This is a genomic window from Limnochorda sp. (assembly GCF_047459355.1).
Lineage (GTDB): Bacteria > Bacillota > Limnochordia > Limnochordales > Limnochordaceae > Limnochorda.
On the sequence record NZ_VSCV01000019.1, the window covers coordinates 31231 to 48564 of the forward strand.

A 17334-nucleotide genomic window follows, 5' to 3' on the forward strand; every position below is an offset into this window, starting at 1 on the left:
CCCGGGGGGAGCTGGCCTCCCACCAGGTGCTGGCCGCCTGGCAGGAGCGCCACCTCCCCACCGCGGGGGAGCCCCGGCGCGAGGAGCGGCAGGCGGAGACCAGCAGCGGTGACCCCGCCTTGGTGGAGGGCGCCCTCCAGGAGCTCCGGAAGCTGACGGGCTTGCGGGAGGTGGCCGAGCTGGCCCGGGAGATGGCGGCCCTGGTGGAGGTCCAGCGGCGACGGCGGGCCCATGGCCTGCGGGTGGAGCCGCTGGTCTTCCACATGGTCTTTACAGGCAACCCGGGCACGGGGAAGACCACCGTCGCCCGCATCCTGGGCCGGCTCTTTAAGGGTTTGGGTGTGTTGCCCCAGGGCCACCTGGTGGAGGTGGAGCGGGCCGACTTGGTGGGCGAGTACATCGGCCACACCGCCCAGAAGACCCGGGAGCAGCTGAAGAAGGCCATGGGCGGGATCCTTTTCGTGGACGAGGCCTACGCCCTGGCCCGAGGCGGCGAGAAAGACTTTGGCAAAGAGGCCGTCGACACGCTGGTGAAGGCGATGGAGGACCATCGCGACCAGCTGGTCCTCATCCTGGCCGGGTACCGGGCGGAGATGGAGGCTTTCCTGCGAATGAACCCAGGCCTCCGCTCCCGCTTCCCCATCCAGATCGACTTCCCCGACTACACCACCGGAGAGCTCCTGGAGATCGCCCAGCAGATGGCGGCGGAGCGCCAGTACCGGCTGGCCCCCAGCGTCCCCCGCCGGCTGGCCCGCCTGCTGGAAGAGCGGCGTCTGGTGCGGGGCCCCACCTTCGGCAACGCCCGGGAGGTCCGGAACCTCCTGGAGGCGGCCATCCGGCGCCAGGCTGTCCGCCTGGTCCGGCAGGAGCGAACCTCCCGGGAGGACCTGATGCTCCTCACCGCCGAGGACTTCCTGGAGGGGTCCGGGTGACCCGGTGCCTGGTGCTGGGCAAGCCCAACGTGGGGAAGACCCTCTTCAGCCTCCGTTTCGCCTTCTTCCTGGGTGCTGAGGCGGTCCGCCTGGCCAGGGCCGGAGAGGAGGCCCACTGGACCTCGGTGGAGGCGGCGGTGCGGGAGCTGGTCAGCGATCGTCCCCACCAGACCCTGGAGCTGCAGCGCCTCAGCCTGGAAATCCGGGGCCGGAAAGGGACCCGGCGCTTGGAGCTGGTGGACACCGGGGGCCTGACCGACGAGATCCCCCCAGCCCCTGAGGTCCGTCAGGTGCAGGTGGAGACCCTGGGTCTCCTCTTGAAGGGTGGGCTCCTCCTCCACATGGTGGACGCCTCCGCCGTGGGCCGGCCCGGCCTGCCCGAGGCGCCGGGGGAGGTGGACCTCCAGCTCTACCACCTGGGCCGGGCCCGGGGCGGGTACCTGCTCCTGGCCAACAAGATGGACCGGGAAGGGGCGGCCGACGGCCTGCGGGAGGCCCGGCGCCGCTTTCCGGGGGTCCCCCTCATTCCCATATCCGCCCGGACGGGCCTGGGCTTCAAGGAGGTGAAGCGCCATCTTCGGCGCCATCTCTGAGGGCTGGGAAGCTCTCCGGGTCCAGGCCTGGGGGGAGATGAGCCTGGGCTGGGGCGGCTGGCTGGCCGCGGTGGCGGGGCTGGTCCTGACGGGCTTGGCCGTCCGGCTGGTGGACGACGCCCTCGACCAAGAGGAGGATGCAGCGGCTCAGGTGCCCAACCTGGCCGCCGCGTTGGGCCCGGGGAGCCTCGCCTATGCGGGGGCGAGCCTGGCTCTGGCCGCCCTCCTCCTTCCCCAGCACGGCCCGGCCCTCTTCCTCGCAGCCTACGCCTGGGGCATGGCCGGTGCCTTGACCGAGCGGCTCCCCAGCCGGCTGCCCGGCTGGCTGGAGAGCATCGGGGCGGTCGCCCTCCTCCTGCTCCTGGTGCCGGGGGGCGTTGGGCTCTGGGCCCTCCTGCTCATGGGGGCCTTCCAGGCCGCCGATTGGGCCGTGGATGGCGCCCCTGGCCCAGTCCGTTCAGGAGGAGGTCGGCTCGCCGGAGGCCTGGCGGGGCGGCTGGGGGCGCGCGTCTGGCCCGCTCTCGCCCTGGGACTGGGGTTGCCCGCTCTAAGCCTTGCCCCGGGGCTCACGGTGGCGGCCGTGGGCGCGGGCGCTTTTCTGGAGCTGGCCGTCAAGGGGCGGGGAAGGGGGAGGGCCCGTGGCTGAGGGATTCCTGCTGGCAGGGTGTCTCCTCCTGGGGCTGGCGGTGGGTTTCTGGCTGGGGGGCCAGGTGGGCGCGGCCTGGGGGCTCCGGGTGGGGCAGGCGGCCGCCCCGCTCCAGCTCCGGCGGGAGGGCCTGGAGACGGGACGATGCCCCCTCTGCGGCCGTGGGGCCCCGGGCCTGGAGGGGGCGCCGCCCGGCGCTCCGGAGCCTGCGGGGCCCGCCGTGGGTGAAGCCCTGCCTCCCGGGCTCCATCCTTTCCCCCCGGAGAGGAGGATTCGGCCCCGGTGCGGCGAAGAACGGGGGCAAGTCGGCTCGGCGGGCGAGGGGGCCAGGTGGGCTGAGCTCCTCCTTCCGCCGGGCGAGCTAAGTTGAGCCAAGTTGAGCAGAGCCGAGCCAGAGCCGAGACCCGTCCGTTCTCGTCCACGTTCCTCCTACGGTCTCAGCGGGTCCTGACACCCGCCCTTTCTCTGGCACGGCGCGAAGGGAGCGCCGCTGCATGCCTTACCCATCAGTGGGTGTTCTGCCCACGGTCTGGCCTGACCTGGCCGCCTTTCGCAGCCTGGCCGCGCAGTACAACCTCATCCCCATCTGCCGGCTGGAGCTGGGCGACATCCAGACGCCCGTGGGCCTGCTCCTCCGTTTCCGGACCGCTCCCCGGCTCTTCCTCCTGGAGAGCGCGGAGGGGAATGAGCAGGTCGGCCGGTACTCCTTTCTCGGCCCCGGGGGGAGCGAGTGGCTCGAAGCCCGGGGAGGTGGGCTCTTCCGCTGCCGGGAGGGGAGCGCGGAGCTCCTCAGCCGGGGGGATCCCCTGGAAGGGATCCGGGCCTGGCTTCGCCAGTTCCGCCCAGCTCCTCTGCCGGGCCTTCCGCCCTTCTCCGGCGGCTTGGTGGGGTGGTTCGGCTACGACCTGGCCCGACCCTGGGTGGGGCTCCAACCCCGCCCCGATGGGGCCACCCCCCACCTCCGGCTGATGGTGGCCGACCGCCTCCTGGCGTTCGACCACTTCCACCGGACCTTGCTTGGAGTGGTCCACATCCACCTCCGTCCCGGCGACGATCCCGACCGGCGCTATGGGGAGGGGCTGGCCCTCCTGGAAGAGCTTCTGAACGGGTCCCAAGGGCCGTCCCCGGGCGACGGGCCTCCAATCCTCCCGCAGCCCACCGCCCCCGAGAGCGCCCCGGTCCAGCCTCTGGCGGCTGGGGGATCTGGGCTTCTCCCCGAGGGCTGGGCGGGCAACCTGGACCAGGGAGCCTTTGAGGCGGCGGTCCGGCAGGCCCAAGCGGCCATCGGCACCGGTGAGGTCGCCCAAGTGGTCCTCAGCCAAGCGTTCCGCCGGCCCCTCCGCACGGATCCGCTCCACGTCTACCGGATCCTCCGCTCCCTGAACCCATCCCCCTACCTCTTCTACCTCCGGGTGAATGAGGAGACCCTTCTGGGCTCGTCTCCCGAGATGATGGCCCGGCTCCGGGGCGATGTGGCCGAGGTGCGGCCCATCGCCGGGACCCGCCCCCGGGGGCGGGACGATGAGGAGGACCGGCGCCTCGAAGAGGAGCTCCTGGCCGACGCCAAGGAGGAGGCGGAGCATGCCATGCTGGTCGATCTGGGCCGGCAGGAGCTGGCGGAGGTGGCCCAGCCGGGGTCCATCCAGGTGGGCCGGTTGAAGGCGGTGGAGCGCTTCTCCCACGTCATGCACCTGGTTTCCGCGCTCGTCGCCCGCCTGCGCCCCGGTCTCGACGGCCTCCACCTGCTGCGGGCCGTCTTTCCAGCGGGGACGGTCACGGGGGTGCCCAAAGCCCGGGCCATGCAGCTCATCGACCGGCTGGAACCGGAGCCCCGGGGCCTCTACGCCGGCGCGGTGGGCTACCTGGACTTCCGCGGCAACGTGGACAGCTGCATTGCCATCCGCTCCCTCCACGTGGCCCACGGGGTGGCCCGGGTCCAGGTGGGGGCGGGGATCGTGGCCCAGTCGGACCCGGCGCGGGAGTACCAGGAGACCCTCAACAAAGCCCGGGCCCTCTTCGCGGCCGTCGCCCAGGCCGAGGGGGAGGGGAACGGCGCCGCCCCGCCCGGGGCGGCTGGGGTGGCCAAGGGTCCTGCGGCTCGGCAGGGTGAGAGGTGATCCATGTGATCCGGGAAGCCATCGGCCGCCTGCTGGCCGGGGAGGCTCTGGCTGAAGATGAGGCGGCCCAGGTGATGGAAGAGATCATGGCGGGCCAGGCCGAGGAGGCCCAGATCGCCGCCTATCTGGTGGCCCTCCGTCTCCGGGGGGAGACGGTGGAGGTGATCGCCGGCTCGGCCCGGGCCATGCGGGCCCACGCGCTCCGGGTGGAGGCCCGGGTGGAGCCCCTGGTGGACACCTGTGGCACCGGGGGTGACGGCGCAGGGACCATCAACATCTCCACCGCCGCCGCCTTGGTGGCCGCGGGCGCGGGCGTGGCTGTGGCCAAGCATGGGAACCGGGGGGTTTCCAGCCCTTCGGGCAGCGCCGATGTGCTGGAGGCCCTGGGGGTGCGGGTCGATCTGGAGCCCGACCAGGTCCGCCGGTGCATCGAGGAGGCGGGGATCGGCTTCCTCTTCGCCCCCCGCTACCATCCTGGCATGCGCTTCGCCGGCCCAACCCGGCGGGCCCTGGGGATCCGGACCTTGTTCAATGTCTTGGGGCCCCTGGCCAACCCCGCCGGCGCCGACCGCCAGGTGACGGGGGTCTACGCCTTGGAGTGGGTGGAGCCCCTGGCGCAGGTGCTGGACCGGCTGGGCTGCCGGGAGGCGATGGTGGTCCACGGCCTGGACGGGGTGGATGAGCTGAGCATCTCCGGGCCCACCCAGGTGGTTCACCTGCGGGAAGGGCGCCTCCGCCCCTTCCGGGTGGAGCCCGAAGATGTGGGGTTGAAACGCTACCCCCGGGAGGCGGTGCGGGGCGGAAGCCCCCAGGAGAACGCGCGCCGGATCGAGGCAGCTCTGGAGGGGGAGCGGGGCGCGGTCCGGGACGTGATGCTCCTCAACGCCGCAGCCGCCTTGGTGGTGGCCGGTCAGGCCGAGGACCTGCGGGAGGGGGTGGCCCGGGCGGCGGAAGCCGTCGACTCGGGCGCTGCCCGAGACCGGCTGGAGCGCCTCCGCCGCCTGGCCGGCGCGCCGGAGGCGGTCGCATGAGCTTCCTGAGCGAGGTCCGGGCCCGCAAGGAGCAGGAGGTGGCCCGCTGGCAGGCCCGGGTTCCCATGGCGCGGTTGGAGGCCCGGGCCCGGAAGATGCCCCAGCCCCGCTCCTTGGCCGGCGCCCTCCAGGCTGCGGCCCCCCTGGCCATCATCGCGGAGCTGAAGCAGGCCTCGCCTTCCGCCGGGTGGATCGGCCGCCAGCCCAACCCGGTTGAGGTGGCCCGCCGGTACCAGGCCGCGGGGGCGGCCGCCCTCTCGGTTCTGACGGACCGGACCTCCTTCAGGGGGAGCCTGGCCCGGCTCCGGCAGGTGCGGGAGCACGTGGACCGGCCCGTCCTCAGGAAGGATTTCCTCATCCACCCCTACCAGATCGTCCAGGCACGGGCCGCGGGCGCCGACGCCGTCCTGCTCATCGTCGCCCTGTTGGGCGATGAGGACCTGGACGAGCTCCTCACCCTCACCCGGCGCCTGGGCATGGAGGCTCTGGTCGAGGTCCATGAGGAGGCGGAGCTGGACCGGGCGCTGGCTGCCGGCGCTCGGGTGGTGGGGGTGAACAACCGGGACCTGGACCGGCTGGAGACCTCCCTCGCCACCGGGGAACGCCTCCTCCCCCGGATCCCCCCGGGGGTGGTGGCGGTGGCCGAAAGCGGCCTCAAAGGCCCCGAGGATGTGGCCCGCATGGTCCGGGCCGGGGCCCGGGCGGTCTTGGTGGGCGAGGCCCTCACCCGCCACCCCAATCCGGAGGCCCTGATCCAGGCCTTCTTGGGGGTGGGCGCCGGTGCTGGTTAAGCTCTGCGGTCTCCGCCGGGCGGCGGAGGTCCGACGGGCCGCCGAGCTGGGCGCCTGGGCGTGCGGTTTTGTCTTCCACCGGCCCAGCCCCCGCTGCGTGACGCCCGAGGCGGCCGCCGCGCTGGGCCGGGAGGCGGGCTCCCTGCTCCGGGTGGGGGTCTTTGTGGAGCAGGATCTGGACCAGATCCGGCGGGTGGCCGAGGCAGCAGGGTTGGACGGCGTGCAGCTCCACCGGGCGTGGACGGGATGGGAGGTGGCCCGCCTCCGGCAGGAGGGGCTGACGGTCATCGGGCTGCTCCGGCCCCAGTGGCTCGAGGGGGTGGCCGGCCTTGGGGAGGGCGAGCGGCCCCACTACTTCCTCTTCGAGCCCCCGGCGGGTGGCTTGGGGGGAACGGGGAGGCGGCGGGATTGGCGCGGCTGGGCCCAGCGCCTGGCGCACCGGCCCTTACCCCGGCCCTTCCTGGTGGCCGGGGGGTTGGATGAAGCCTCCCTGAAGGATGCGGTGGAGGCAATGGCCCCCGACGGCGTCGATGTCTCCAGCGGCATCGAGCGCCGTCCCGGGGTGAAGGATCTGGAACGGATGGGAGCCTTTCTGGAGAGGGTGGGGGAGATCCATGCAGCACGGCATCACCGAGAACGTCGAGCATGAGGGGCTCTTGGCGGCGGTCCAGCAGGCGCTGACGACCGGGGAGACCCCCGATGCGGGGGGCCATTACGGGAGTTTCGGGGGCCGGTTCGTTCCTGAGACCCTCTTCCCGGCCCTGGTGGAGCTGGAGGCCGCCTTCCGGGAGGCTGTCGAGGATCCCGCCTTTCACCGGGAGCTGGCCGGGCTCCTGGCCGCCTATGTGGGCCGGCCCACGCCGGTAACGGAAGCGAGGCGGCTCAGCCAGGCGGTCGGCGGCGCCCGGATCCTCCTCAAACGGGAAGACCTGAACCACACCGGGGCCCACAAGATCAACAACGCCCTGGGCCAGGCCCTTTTGGCCAAGCGGATGGGGAAGGAGCGGATCACTGCCGAAACGGGCGCCGGCCAGCACGGGGTGGCCACCGCCACCGCGGCGGCCCTTTTGGGCTTGGAGTGCGACGTCTTCATGGGGGCCCGGGACATGGCCCGCCAGGAGCTGAACGTTTTCCGGATGCGGCTTCTGGGGGCCCGGGTGATCCCCGTGGAACACGGCACAGCCACCTTGAAGGAGGCCGTCAACGAGGCGATCCGCGACTGGGTGGCCCGGGTGCGGGAGACCCACTACTGCATCGGCTCCGCCGTCGGGCCCCATCCTTATCCTTGGATCGTCCAGCGCTTCCAGGCCATCATCGGGGTGGAAGCCCGCCGCCAGGTGCTCCAGCTGACCGGCCGCCTGCCCGACGCGGTGGTGGCCTGTGTCGGCGGGGGATCCAACGCCATCGGCATCTTCAGCGGCTTCTTGGACGATGGGGAGGTGGCTCTGGTGGGCGTGGAGGCAGGGGGGCGCGGTCTCCAGCCGGGGGCGCACGCGGCCAGCCTGGTGGCGGGGCGGCCGGGCGTCCTCCACGGTAGCCGGAGCTACCTCCTCCAGGATGAGGACGGCCAGGTCCAGGAGGCCCACTCCGTCTCCGCCGGCCTCGACTACCCCGGGGTGGGGCCTGAACACGCCTGGTTGAAGGAGCAAGGCCGGGCCCAGTACGTGGCCGTCAGTGACACCGAGGCCTTGGAAGCCTTCCGGGCCTTGGCCCGCTTGGAAGGAATCGTGCCCGCCCTGGAGAGCGCGCACGCCGTCGCCTACGCCGCCCGGCTGGCCGCCACCTTGAGCCCCGAGGCGGTGGTGCTGGTCAACCTCTCGGGCCGGGGGGACAAGGATGTGGCCGAGGTGGCCAGGCTGCTGGGCGGGGAGGGTGGTGAGCCATGAGCAAGGACCGGATCGTCCGGAGCTTCGCCGCCGCCCGGGCTCAAGGCCGGGCGGCCTTCATGCCCTACGTCACCTTGGGGTACCCCTCGCCCGCCGCGTGCCTGGAGGTGATCGAGGGCCTGGTCGAGGGAGGGGCCGATCTCTTGGAGCTGGGAATCCCCTTCTCCGATCCCCTGGCCGACGGCCCCGTCCTCCAGGCCGCGGCCCAGGCGGCCCTCCAGGCGGGCACCACCTGGCCCCGGGCCTTGGACCTGCTGGCCCGGGTGCGGGCCCTGGCGCCTGAGCTGCCGCTGGTCCTCTTGGTCTATGCCAACACCGTCCACGCCCGGGGGGTGGAGCGGTTCGCCGGGGAAGCGGCCGAGGCCGGTGCCGATGGGGTGATCCTCCCCGACTGGCCGCCCGATGAAGGCGGGGGCCTCCGGGAGGCCTTGGCCCGCGCCGGCCTGGCGGCCGTGGGTCTGGTCAGCCCGGTCAGTCCCGTGGGGCGGATCGCGCAGATCGCCGCGGCCTCCCAGGGCTTCCTCTACGCCGTCTCCGTCACCGGGGTGACGGGAGAGCGGCCCCGCTTGAGCCGGGAGCTGGAACCCTTGGTCCAGCGGATCCGGCGGGCGAGTTCCCTGCCCGTGGCGGCGGGCTTCGGCATCAGCCGGCCCGAGGATGCCGCAGCGGCGGGACGGCTCTGCGACGGGGTGATTGTGGGCAGTGCCCTCGCCCGGCGGATCGCCGAAGCCCAGGGGCAGAACCTGGGCCGGCTGGCCCGGCAGGTGGCGGCGGCGTTCCGGGAGGCTCTGGAGGGAGGACCGCGTTTGGCGGCCGACGGGGCAGGAGTCCCGGGCTGAGGGCGGGAACCTTCCGGGAGAGGGGGAATGGCTCGGATGCTCTCCTTTGCTTTGGAGTTTGAGAGTCGGGAAGAGATGGAGAAGGTGGTCCGCCAGCTCCGGAAGCGGCATGAGATCACGGGAGAGCTGGAGCTTCTGCCGCTGGGGGACGGCCGCTGGAAGCTGACGGTCTTCTCCGAGAAGCCCTTGCGGGAGAGCACCTTGGAGAGCCTGCCGGGCAAGCGGGTGAGCGTCCGCTCCACCGTCCGCCGCGAGACCTTGCAAGGGGAGGACTAGGTGACGCTGCAGGTCAAAACCGAGTTCGCAACGGATGCGGGCCGCCTCATCGAGGCGGCCATTGATTGGTTGGAGCCCGTCTTCCGGGAGATCCGGGCCAGGGAACGGATCAACCAGCGCCGGGTCCTGAAGGCTTTCCAGCTGGCCGGGGTGGCCGAGACCGACCTGGCCGGCAGCACCGGCTACGGGTACGGGGACCCGGGGCGGGAGAAGCTGGAGCAGATCTACGCCACCCTCTTTGGCACCGAGGCCGCCTTGGTGCGGCCCCAGATCGCCTCGGGAACCCACGCCCTCACCGCGCTCCTCTTCGGCCTTCTCCGGCCGGGGGACCACCTCATCCTGGGCGCCGGGCTCCCCTACGAGACCCTCCAGCGGGTCATCTGGGGACCGGCCGCGGGCAACCTGAGCGAGTACGGGGTGGACGCTCAGGTGGTGCCGCCCAAGGAGGACGGCCGTATCGATGTGGAGGCCATCCTCGCCCGGGTCACGCCCAACACCCGGATGATCATGATCCAGCGGTCCCGGGGCTATGAGGGGGGCGCTTCCCATACCATCGAGGAGCTGGCTCAAGCGGCCCGCCGGCTGAAGGCGGGCGCTCCCGGGGTGCTCCTGGCCGTGGACAACTGCTACGGCGAGTTCGTCGAACTCTACGAGCCGACCCAGGTGGGCTTCGACCTGGCGGCCGGCTCCCTGACCAAGAACCCCGGTGGCGGGCTGGCCCCCAGCGGCGGCTACATCGTCGGTCCAGCGGAGGCGGTGGAGCAGGTGGCCGCCCGGGTGACGGCGCCGGGGATCGGCCTGGCCGTGGGGCCCACGTTGGGATTGATCCGGTCCATGATGCAAGGTCTCTTTGTGGCCCCCCACGTGGTCTCCCAGGCCCTTCAGGGCTCGGTCTTGGTCAGCTGGGTGATGGAAGCCCTGGGCTTTCCAGTCCGCCCCCGCTGGCATGAGCCCCGGACGGAGCTGGTCCAGCAGGTGGTCTTGGGCGATCCTGAGGCGGTGGTCGCTTTCTGCCGGGGCATCCAGGCCGCCTCACCCGTTGATTCCCGGGCCCATCCGGTGGCGGCCCAGCTTCCCGGGTACCGGGACCCCGTCATCATGGCGGCGGGGACCTTCGTCCTCGGCTCTTCCATCGAGATGAGCGCCGACGGCCCCATGCGCCCCCCCTATGCGGTCTACGTGCAAGGGGGCCTTTCCCTGGGCCATGTGGCCCTGGCCTTGGAGCGGGCCATTCAGGAGCTGCTCCAGTTGGGGAGGATCCCTGACGACCGGTGGCGTGCGGCCTGGGCCCGTTTGGAGGCTCCAGCCGACGTGGGGTCCTCCGGGCGACCTGAGTCATTCTAGATCGCCATGAGCCGGGATGAGACGTTCTCACCTGGGATCTACACCGGAAAACGCGGGGGTTTCCTCGGCTTACCTCGGCATTGCTTGACTCCACGCGTTCGTCTGCTACAATGCTAGGTGATTGTACACCGATTGGAGGGGGGAACGACTTGGATGGAGCAGGCGTTGGGACGCCACATCCTGTGTGAGGCGTACGGGTGTGATGCGCAGGTGCTCAACGACTTGGATGCGGTCCAGCGCATCATGGTCGATGCCGCCATTGTTTCTGGCGCAGAGGTTCGGGAGGTGGCGTTCCACCGATTTTCGCCGCAGGGCGTGAGCGGTGTGGTGGTCATCTCCGAATCCCACCTGGCCATCCACACCTGGCCCGAGCTCGGGTATGCGGCGATCGACGTGTTTACCTGCGGGGAGGATGTGAACCCGTGGGACGCCTGCAACTACATGGTCGAGCATTTCAAGGCGCAGACCACCACGGCCCAGGAAGTGCGGCGCGGGATCATTCGGCAGGCCCCGACGGTGAACTCCACGGAGGTGACCGAACGGGTGTATGAAACCCTATAAACGATCGAGAGACGCGAGCGTGGGCTAAGGCGTCCGGGACCGGAAGGTGAGGTTCCGGACGCTTTCGTGTTTGGGCCCGTGCTGGCAGGAGCAGGAATTTCATGGCTCGTCTCGAACTGTATACCCCGCGTACCCGCCTGGACGCCCATGGCCTTCGAGGGGTGATGGTGGAGCATGAGCACGCCCTCTGCATCGCTGGAACCCGCAGCCCAACCCGCCGAGAAACGGCCAACTCGACCGGACTATGCCTCGATGAGCGACGAAGACGTGGCGGTCCTGGCGCAAGAGGGCGACGAAGACGCCACCGAGTACCTCCTCCGGAAGTACGAAAAGCTGGTCTATATCTGGACGCGGCCCTACTTCCTCCAGGGTGCGGAGGACGACGATTTGCTCCAGGAAGGCATGATTGGCCTCTTCAAGGCCATCCGGGACTTCAACCCGGGGGCCTCCTCCTTCTGGAGTTTCGCCAAGCTGTGCATCACCCGGAACATCATCTCCGCCATCAAGGGAACCACCCGCCAGAAGCACATCCCCCTCAACTCCTACACCTCCCTTCACAAGCCCATCTATGACCTCGAAGGGGACAGGACCCTGATGGAGGTCCTGATCAGCGACCAGGCGCAGGACCCGGAGACCCTGGTCATCAACCGGGAACGGCTCATCTACGCCCAGCGTCACATCAAAGAGACCCTGAGCGACTTCGAGTACCGGGTCTTCCGTCTCTACATCAACGGGCTCTCCTACAAGGAGATGGCGGAGCGGCTCAACACCCACACCAAGTCCATCGATAACGCCCTCTGCCGCATCAAGAACAAGATTGACACACACTTCTAGAAGCGCAGGTTTCCGGTGACACGGCGGCGGAACCATGCCCTAGGAGTTGGCGGCAGGTCCCTGCAGGGGGCAGCGCCCGGCTGGGTCCTGGCCTGGTACGAGGAGGCTTCTGGGTGCGCATCCTGGTGACCAACGACGACGGTATCCACGCTCCCGGGCTGCGGGCCCTGGTCCAGGAGCTGGTGGTTCTGGGCTCGGTGGTGGTGGTGGCGCCCGACCGGGAACGGAGCGGGACCGGCCACGGGATCACGGTTCACACCCCCTTGCGGGTGACCCCCGTGGAGTGGGGCAGCGGGGTTCAAGCCTATAGCCTCAACGGCACCCCGGCCGACTGTGTCAAGCTGGCCATTGAAGCCCTCATCGAGGATGGGTGCGACCTGGTTCTCTCTGGCGTCAATCGGGGCCCCAACTTGGGAACGGATGTGCTCTACTCGGGCACCGTCTCGGGCGCGGTGGAAGGGTACCTCCACGGTCTCCCGGCGCTCGCCGTCTCCCTGGATAGCTTTCCCAGCGATGTGGAGGCGTACCGGCCGGCGGCTCGCCTGGCGGCCCAGCTGGCCCGTCGGCTGGTGGCATGGCCCGTACCGCTCCTGCTCAACGTCAACGTGCCGGGGCGGGGGCCGGCCAAGGGGGTGCGCATCACCCGGCTGGGCACCCGCACCTACCGGAACGTCTTCGACCGCCGGGAGGACCCCCGGGGCCGGGCCTATTACTGGCTTGCCGGGGAGGCGATCGACCTGGACCTGGAGCCGGGTACCGATGCCCGGGCGATTCAGGACGGCTTTGTCTCCATCACCCCCCTCCGTTTCGACATGACGGACCTGGCCACCATGGACCAGCTGCGGCCCTGGGAGGGCGAGGCCTGGCCAGGCGTGGACGGCCAGCTTTAGGGCTTGGTGAGGGGGATCCCGCAGGAAGGTGCCGGCATAGGGTGGGCAGCGCCTCAGGAGGTGGGCGGATGCTCCTCTGGCTGGCGGTCATCCTCGGGTGGATCACCCTCGCCCTCGGTGGGGCCCACCTCGGGCACATCCTCGACGCGCCCTCCCTTTCCAGGGGCGGGGTGGGGGAGAGGCTCGTCCGCCTCGCGGCCACCCTCTGGGGACTCCTCCTCCTTTGGCTCATCTTGGATATCCTGGGTGCCTTGGTGACACGGTAAGGGCAAGAAGGGGCGGGGCCAACAGGATTTCCGTCGGGCAGAAGGGAAGTAAGAGGACGAAGGCGGCCACACGGCCTCACCAGGAAGGGGGCATGCGCCATGTTCCCTCATCGGGAGGATGTCCTGACTGGGCTGAAGCGCTTCAAGCGCCTGGCCAAGCAGGACATCCTTGCCAGCACCCACACATCACGGCCGGAGTTTTGGCATCGGCAGGCTGAAGCTCGGCGGGAGGCATACACCGAGCTGATGGCTTGGGTGGAGCATGAAGGGGTAGAGGCAGCGTACCAGAAGGCAGTGGAATGGTACGAAGCCCTACCCCTTTCGCACACTTCCGAGGAGGTTTCGCCCGAGGTCAGCGGGCGCCAGCAGGCGCTGGAGCTCTTCTTCGGCCTCTTGGGGATGAGCGAGGAGGAGATTGCTGGTCTCCGGGCTTCGGACGCTAATTCGGTAGCTCCCGGCCTCTCGGCTCAAGGGGCGAGTTCATAGGCGAAGGTCCATCCAAGGCTGAGCCCGTCCTCCCGGCGGCGCCGGGTGGTCGGATGGGTGAGGTGCCGAGACAGAGAGCCTGCTCGTCCGGTTCGGGTCAACCCGCGGGCGATCGGGCTCCCTGCCGCGTGCGTCCGAGGAGCGCCCGCTCCGGCTCCCGCGCCCGTTACCTCCAGGGGCCCCGGTCGTTCGCCTCAAGATCGGAACAGCCCCCACAGCCTCATGCCCACGGGACCCCATGCGGTTCTGCCTTCAGGGAAGCTGTCTAGGGCTCCAGGCAAGGCAGACCAACAGGCAACTCTTCAGGCGAGCTTCCGGAAGAGACCCACGACGAGCCCGAGGATCTCCACCCGGTCGGTGATGATGGGCTCCACCGTCGGGTTCTCTGGCTGGAGGCGGATCTTTCCCTGCTCCCGGTAGAAGCGCTTCACCGTCGCCTCGTCGTCGAGCCGGGCCACGACGATATCGCCGTTTTCGGCGGTGGCCTGGCGCCGGACGATGACCCAGTCCCCATCCAGGATGCCTGCTTCGATCATGCTCTCGCCCCGCACCTTCAGGACGAAGAGCTCGTCATCCCCGAAAATCTCTTTGGAGACGGGGACATAGGTCTCCACGTTCTCCACCGCCAGAATGGGTTCACCGGCCGTCACCCGGCCGACCACGGGAACCTGCTGATAGGGGACGCGTCGGTGCTGCGGGCTGAGGAGCTCGATGGCCCGCGGCTTGGTCGGGTCCCGGCGGATGTAACCCTTCTGTTCCAGCCGGTTCAGGTGGCCGTGAACCGTCGAGCTGGAGCTGAGCCCAACGGCCTGGCCAATCTCCCGGACCGAGGGAGGATAGCCCTTCTCCTCCACGCACTTCCGGATGTACTCGAGGATCTGCCGCTGCCGCTCGCTCAGCTCGCCCCGCATCCTCCGTCCCCTTTCCAGCCATGGTGAGCGAAGCCATTATAGCACGCCCCTTTGCCCCTTGCAAACGCAAGTTCGGAAGAAGGTTGACGCAGGCCCCGGCCATGTGGTAAACTTCGGTAGGCGAACAAACATTCGTGGGGCCGACATCGGCCAGGGCAGGGGGGAGGCATCGTGCTCGGCGGCGAGGGATGGGCCCGGAAGGGAGCCCCACACGGGGGAGGCCGCCGGCGCCCCGGAACCGGGGCCGCCATGGGCGTCAGGCCACCCATGGGCATGGTGGGCTGGCTTATGCTGGCCTTGGTCGGGTTGGCGGTCTTGGTGGCGGCCCCGCCCATGTTGGGCAGGATGGCGGCTGGGCCGGAGGCAGCCATCCCCGCTGACGCTGCACGTCCCGGCGAGCTCGGCCCGGCACGTTCTGGCCCGGAAGAGGCTTCCGCCGACGGGGAGCAGATCTGGGTGGTGGCCCAGGGGGAGACCCTCTGGAGCATCGCGCGGCAGGTGGCCCCTGGGCAGGATCCCCGCCGGACGGTGGAGATCCTCCGCCAGGTCAACGGGCTCCGCTCCGCGGTGCTGCAGGTGGGCCAACGGCTCACCATCCCAGGAGGCTTGACAGGCCGCTCAGGAACGGTCTCGGCAGGGGAGCGGGTATGGCCGAACCGGTAGGGTCTTGACGGGGAGGTCGGCGGTGGAGGTGTATCCCCGGGCCAAGGGTGGGGCAGGGGGCTCAGTACTCCAGCTTTTGGACCTGCTGGCGGAGCCGGCGGTTGACCACGTGGGTGTACCGTTGGGTGGTGGCCACCGAGGCGTGGCCCAGGAGCTCCTGGATGGAGCGGAGGTCGGCATCGTTCTCCAGGAGCATGGTGGCCATGGTGTGGCGGAGCTTGTGGGCCGACAGCCCAGGCAGGTCGCCCGGGACCGCTTTGGCGATCCGCTTGATGAGGTAGTGAACCCCGTGCCGGGTCATGGGGCCGCCCCTCTGGTTTCGAAAGAGGCGCTCAGGCTCGGGGCTTCCTGGGGGAACCTGCCGGACCCGCAGGTAGTTGCGCAGAATGACCGCGAGCTCCGGGTGAAGGGGCACCAGCCGCTCCTTGGCGCCCTTACCGAAGATGCGGATGGTCTCGGTGGTGAAGTTCACATCCCGCACCCGCAGTGCGGTCAGCTCGCTGACCCGGCAGCCTGTGTAGAGCAGGGTGGCGATGATGGCATGATCCCGCACCGGGGCTGGTCCCGCTCGGCGGGCCGCGTCCAGCAAGGCCCTGGCCTCCGGCCGGCTGAGGAAGATGGGCTCCCGGCTCGGAATCCGTGGCGACCGCAGGTCGGCAGCCGGGTTCTGGTGGACATAGCCTTGACGGGTCAGGTACCGGTAGAAGCTCCGGATGCAGCTGGCTTTCCGGGCCCGGGCCGCCGGGCCGTTGCCCCGTTCCCGCTGGAGAAAGGCCAAGAAGGAGCTCAGGGCCAACGGATCGGCTGTGGCAAAGTCCAGCCCTTCACGGTTCAGGAAGGCCTCCAGAAGCTCCAGATCCCGCCCGTACGCATCCACCGTCTGCTCGGAGCAGCCTTCTTCCACGAGCAGGTACTCCTGGAAGGCCTCAATCCAGGGGTGGCGTCCTCTCCGGTGCTCCCGGCTTCCCGGATCCTGGCCGGCCTCCTGGGGGGAGCGGCCGGGGGAGCCGTTCGAAGTCATCTCGGGGCTATGCCGGGGATCCGCCTCCATGATCCAAGCCTCCTCACATCGGCTGCCATCAGAGGCTTCGCCACCCGTCGGGCGCCTCCTGCTTAACGAAATGAACATTTTGTTGAGTTGAGGAAAGACGTTGGGGTCGAGCACGAGCCCCGGATGGCCGGAGTCGCCTTGAAGGTGCCCTGGAGCCGCCTGGAAGGCCCTTCCGGCCCGGTCTTGGTATGAGCCGACTCACCACGCCTCAGACTAGCCCTGCGGCTGGGCCTGAGCCCTAAGCCGTTTCGCCATCCAGGGGTCCAGGTTGTGCGCTGCCAAGGAGGCCGTTTCCGTGGCTGTGGCCTTGGGCGTGGTCCAGGGTGAAGATCGAGCTCGCCGGATTTTCGACCAGCTCCGTCAGGAGGGTTTCGGCCCCTCCCGCATCGCCATCCGCCTCCTGGGACCTGAGGATCTGCCCAGTTTTCCCGAGACGTACGACCCCGTGGGTGCCGCGCAGTTTTTCGGCACCGCCATCGCCAGCCTCCCGGCCACGGGCGGGAACCTGGTCGGCAACAGCACCACCATCGACACGTCCCTCTCCGCCTTCGCGGACATCCTCTCGGCCATGGCCGAGCGAGAACGGCACCCGCTCGAGGCCGATCACCCGCCGGAGACGCGCCTCCTCGTCCAGGTTTGGGGCGACGGTGCGGAACGGGCCGCGGCCATCCTCCGGGAGGCAGGCGCCGCGTCGGTCCGCCTTGTGTGGACCGGTCCCCTCCAGGATCTGGAGTTGAGTGCTCCCCTGGACGAGGCCGTTTCGGACCCCTTCGAGGATCCCTTCGAGGGTGATCTTGACGGAGACCGCCCAGAGGCGAAGGGTTGAGACACCGTCAGCCGCCCTGGCGGGGGCGGCAGCAAGGAGTCCGGAGGCGGGAACCGACCACCTCCGGACCAGGCGCGTGGAAGGCGAGGCTCACGCCCTCAGAGGTCGTCCTCGCTGAGAAGCAGCAGGATCAGGATCAGGAAGATCACAAAGACCAGGTCGTTGTTGTTCTTCCGGCGATACCCGTCTGCCATCCTCGTGCCTCCTTCCGTCGATGGAACCTGCGTGGGTCCGATTCCGTTCCATGAGTATGGTGGAGGCACAAATCTGGGTCTGGGTCCTGGGGCCCATTTGGACTGAAGAGGCGGGGGCGGGCTTGCGGCACAATTGGGACGCGAGAACCCCCGCCCTCTCCGTGGGCGGGGTAGCGATTTCAGCGCTATGCGTACTC

At 69.9% G+C, this 17334-nt stretch carries 21 protein-coding genes; 19 read left to right on the plus strand and 2 right to left on the minus strand.

Annotated features, from left to right (window positions below; all coding sequences use genetic code 11):
• The first annotated feature begins 29 nt into the window (after positions 1-29).
• The 17 genes from FWJ67_RS07810 to FWJ67_RS07890 all read left to right on the plus strand — a co-directional run bounded on the left by FWJ67_RS07810 (position 30) and on the right by FWJ67_RS07890 (position 13492).
• The gene (locus tag FWJ67_RS07810) at positions 30-932 is read left to right on the plus strand and encodes an AAA family ATPase (protein ID WP_414482067.1); all 903 of its coding nucleotides are present in this window, start codon (positions 30-32) and stop codon (positions 930-932) included.
• Positions 929-1525 carry a GTPase gene (locus tag FWJ67_RS07815; protein ID WP_304171106.1) on the plus strand — a complete coding sequence of 199 codons (597 nt, stop codon included), beginning with the start codon at positions 929-931 and terminating at the stop codon, positions 1523-1525. Before FWJ67_RS07810 ends, FWJ67_RS07815 begins: the two co-directional genes overlap by 4 nt.
• 37 nt (positions 1526-1562) lie before the next feature.
• On the plus strand, positions 1563-2171 hold the full coding sequence (locus tag FWJ67_RS07820) for a hypothetical protein (RefSeq protein WP_304171104.1): 609 nt from the start codon (positions 1563-1565) through the stop codon (positions 2169-2171).
• On the plus strand, positions 2164-2541 hold the full coding sequence (locus FWJ67_RS07825; protein ID WP_304171102.1) for a hypothetical protein: 378 nt from the start codon (positions 2164-2166) through the stop codon (positions 2539-2541). The genes FWJ67_RS07820 and FWJ67_RS07825 overlap by 8 nt, the downstream gene beginning before the upstream one ends.
• A 124-nt stretch (positions 2542-2665) precedes the next feature.
• Positions 2666-4288, plus strand: coding sequence for an anthranilate synthase component I family protein (locus FWJ67_RS07830; RefSeq protein ID WP_304171099.1), 1623 nt, complete (start codon positions 2666-2668; stop codon positions 4286-4288).
• On the plus strand, positions 4288-5319 hold the full coding sequence (trpD, locus tag FWJ67_RS07835; RefSeq protein WP_369686526.1) for an anthranilate phosphoribosyltransferase: 1032 nt from the start codon (positions 4288-4290) through the stop codon (positions 5317-5319). Before FWJ67_RS07830 ends, trpD begins: the two co-directional genes overlap by 1 nt.
• Positions 5316-6110 carry an indole-3-glycerol phosphate synthase TrpC gene (gene trpC, locus FWJ67_RS07840; RefSeq protein ID WP_304171095.1) on the plus strand — a complete coding sequence of 265 codons (795 nt, stop codon included), beginning with the start codon at positions 5316-5318 and terminating at the stop codon, positions 6108-6110. The genes trpD and trpC overlap by 4 nt, the downstream gene beginning before the upstream one ends.
• Positions 6100-6759 (plus strand): phosphoribosylanthranilate isomerase, encoded by a 660-nt coding sequence (locus FWJ67_RS07845; RefSeq protein ID WP_304171093.1) that lies wholly within the window; start codon positions 6100-6102, stop codon positions 6757-6759. Before trpC ends, FWJ67_RS07845 begins: the two co-directional genes overlap by 11 nt.
• Entirely contained in the window at positions 6725-7996 is a 1272-nt protein-coding gene (gene trpB / locus FWJ67_RS07850) for a tryptophan synthase subunit beta (protein WP_304171091.1), read from the plus strand. Before FWJ67_RS07845 ends, trpB begins: the two co-directional genes overlap by 35 nt.
• Positions 7993-8835: a tryptophan synthase subunit alpha gene (trpA, locus tag FWJ67_RS07855; protein WP_414482057.1), complete on the plus strand. Its 843-nt coding sequence runs from the start codon at positions 7993-7995 to the stop codon at positions 8833-8835. Before trpB ends, trpA begins: the two co-directional genes overlap by 4 nt.
• A 36-nt stretch (positions 8836-8871) precedes the next feature.
• A complete protein-coding gene (locus FWJ67_RS07860) occupies positions 8872-9111 on the plus strand; it encodes a hypothetical protein (RefSeq protein ID WP_304171087.1) in 240 nt (79 codons plus the stop codon).
• Complete coding sequence (locus FWJ67_RS07865) at positions 9112-10455, plus strand: aminotransferase class I/II-fold pyridoxal phosphate-dependent enzyme (protein ID WP_304171085.1); 1344 nt, start codon at positions 9112-9114, stop codon at positions 10453-10455.
• A 153-nt stretch (positions 10456-10608) separates the two neighbouring features.
• Positions 10609-11016 carry an adenosylmethionine decarboxylase gene (speD, locus tag FWJ67_RS07870; protein WP_304171083.1) on the plus strand — a complete coding sequence of 136 codons (408 nt, stop codon included), beginning with the start codon at positions 10609-10611 and terminating at the stop codon, positions 11014-11016.
• Between the two features lie 174 nt (positions 11017-11190).
• Positions 11191-11850, plus strand: coding sequence for an RNA polymerase sporulation sigma factor SigH (sigH, locus tag FWJ67_RS07875; RefSeq protein ID WP_414482056.1), 660 nt, complete (start codon positions 11191-11193; stop codon positions 11848-11850).
• A 113-nt stretch (positions 11851-11963) separates the two neighbouring features.
• A complete protein-coding gene (surE, locus tag FWJ67_RS07880) occupies positions 11964-12740 on the plus strand; it encodes a 5'/3'-nucleotidase SurE (protein ID WP_414482055.1) in 777 nt (258 codons plus the stop codon).
• A gap of 68 nt (positions 12741-12808) precedes the next feature.
• Positions 12809-13006, plus strand: a complete 198-nt coding sequence (locus FWJ67_RS07885; RefSeq protein WP_304171077.1) for a hypothetical protein — start codon at positions 12809-12811, stop codon at positions 13004-13006.
• Positions 13007-13105: 99 nt separating this feature from the next.
• The gene (locus tag FWJ67_RS07890) at positions 13106-13492 is read left to right on the plus strand and encodes a hypothetical protein (RefSeq protein ID WP_414482054.1); all 387 of its coding nucleotides are present in this window, start codon (positions 13106-13108) and stop codon (positions 13490-13492) included.
• A 302-nt stretch (positions 13493-13794) separates the two neighbouring features.
• On the opposite strand, the gene lexA is transcribed toward FWJ67_RS07890, so the two are convergent.
• Complete coding sequence (gene lexA, locus FWJ67_RS07895; protein ID WP_414482053.1) at positions 13795-14403, minus strand: transcriptional repressor LexA; 609 nt, start codon at positions 14401-14403, stop codon at positions 13795-13797.
• A 288-nt stretch (positions 14404-14691) separates the two neighbouring features.
• On the opposite strand from lexA, the gene FWJ67_RS07900 reads away from it, so the two are divergent.
• Positions 14692-15066: a LysM peptidoglycan-binding domain-containing protein gene (locus FWJ67_RS07900; protein ID WP_304171071.1), complete on the plus strand. Its 375-nt coding sequence runs from the start codon at positions 14692-14694 to the stop codon at positions 15064-15066.
• Positions 15067-15127: 61 nt separating this feature from the next.
• Here the strand turns inward: FWJ67_RS07900 and FWJ67_RS07905 are convergent, their stop codons facing one another.
• Positions 15128-16117 carry a tyrosine-type recombinase/integrase gene (locus FWJ67_RS07905; protein ID WP_304171069.1) on the minus strand — a complete coding sequence of 330 codons (990 nt, stop codon included), beginning with the start codon at positions 16115-16117 and terminating at the stop codon, positions 15128-15130.
• 295 nt (positions 16118-16412) lie between these two features.
• Between FWJ67_RS07905 and FWJ67_RS07910 the strand changes: the two genes are divergently transcribed.
• Positions 16413-16943: a hypothetical protein gene (locus tag FWJ67_RS07910; protein ID WP_414482681.1), complete on the plus strand. Its 531-nt coding sequence runs from the start codon at positions 16413-16415 to the stop codon at positions 16941-16943.
• The last annotated feature ends 391 nt before the right edge of the window (positions 16944-17334 follow it).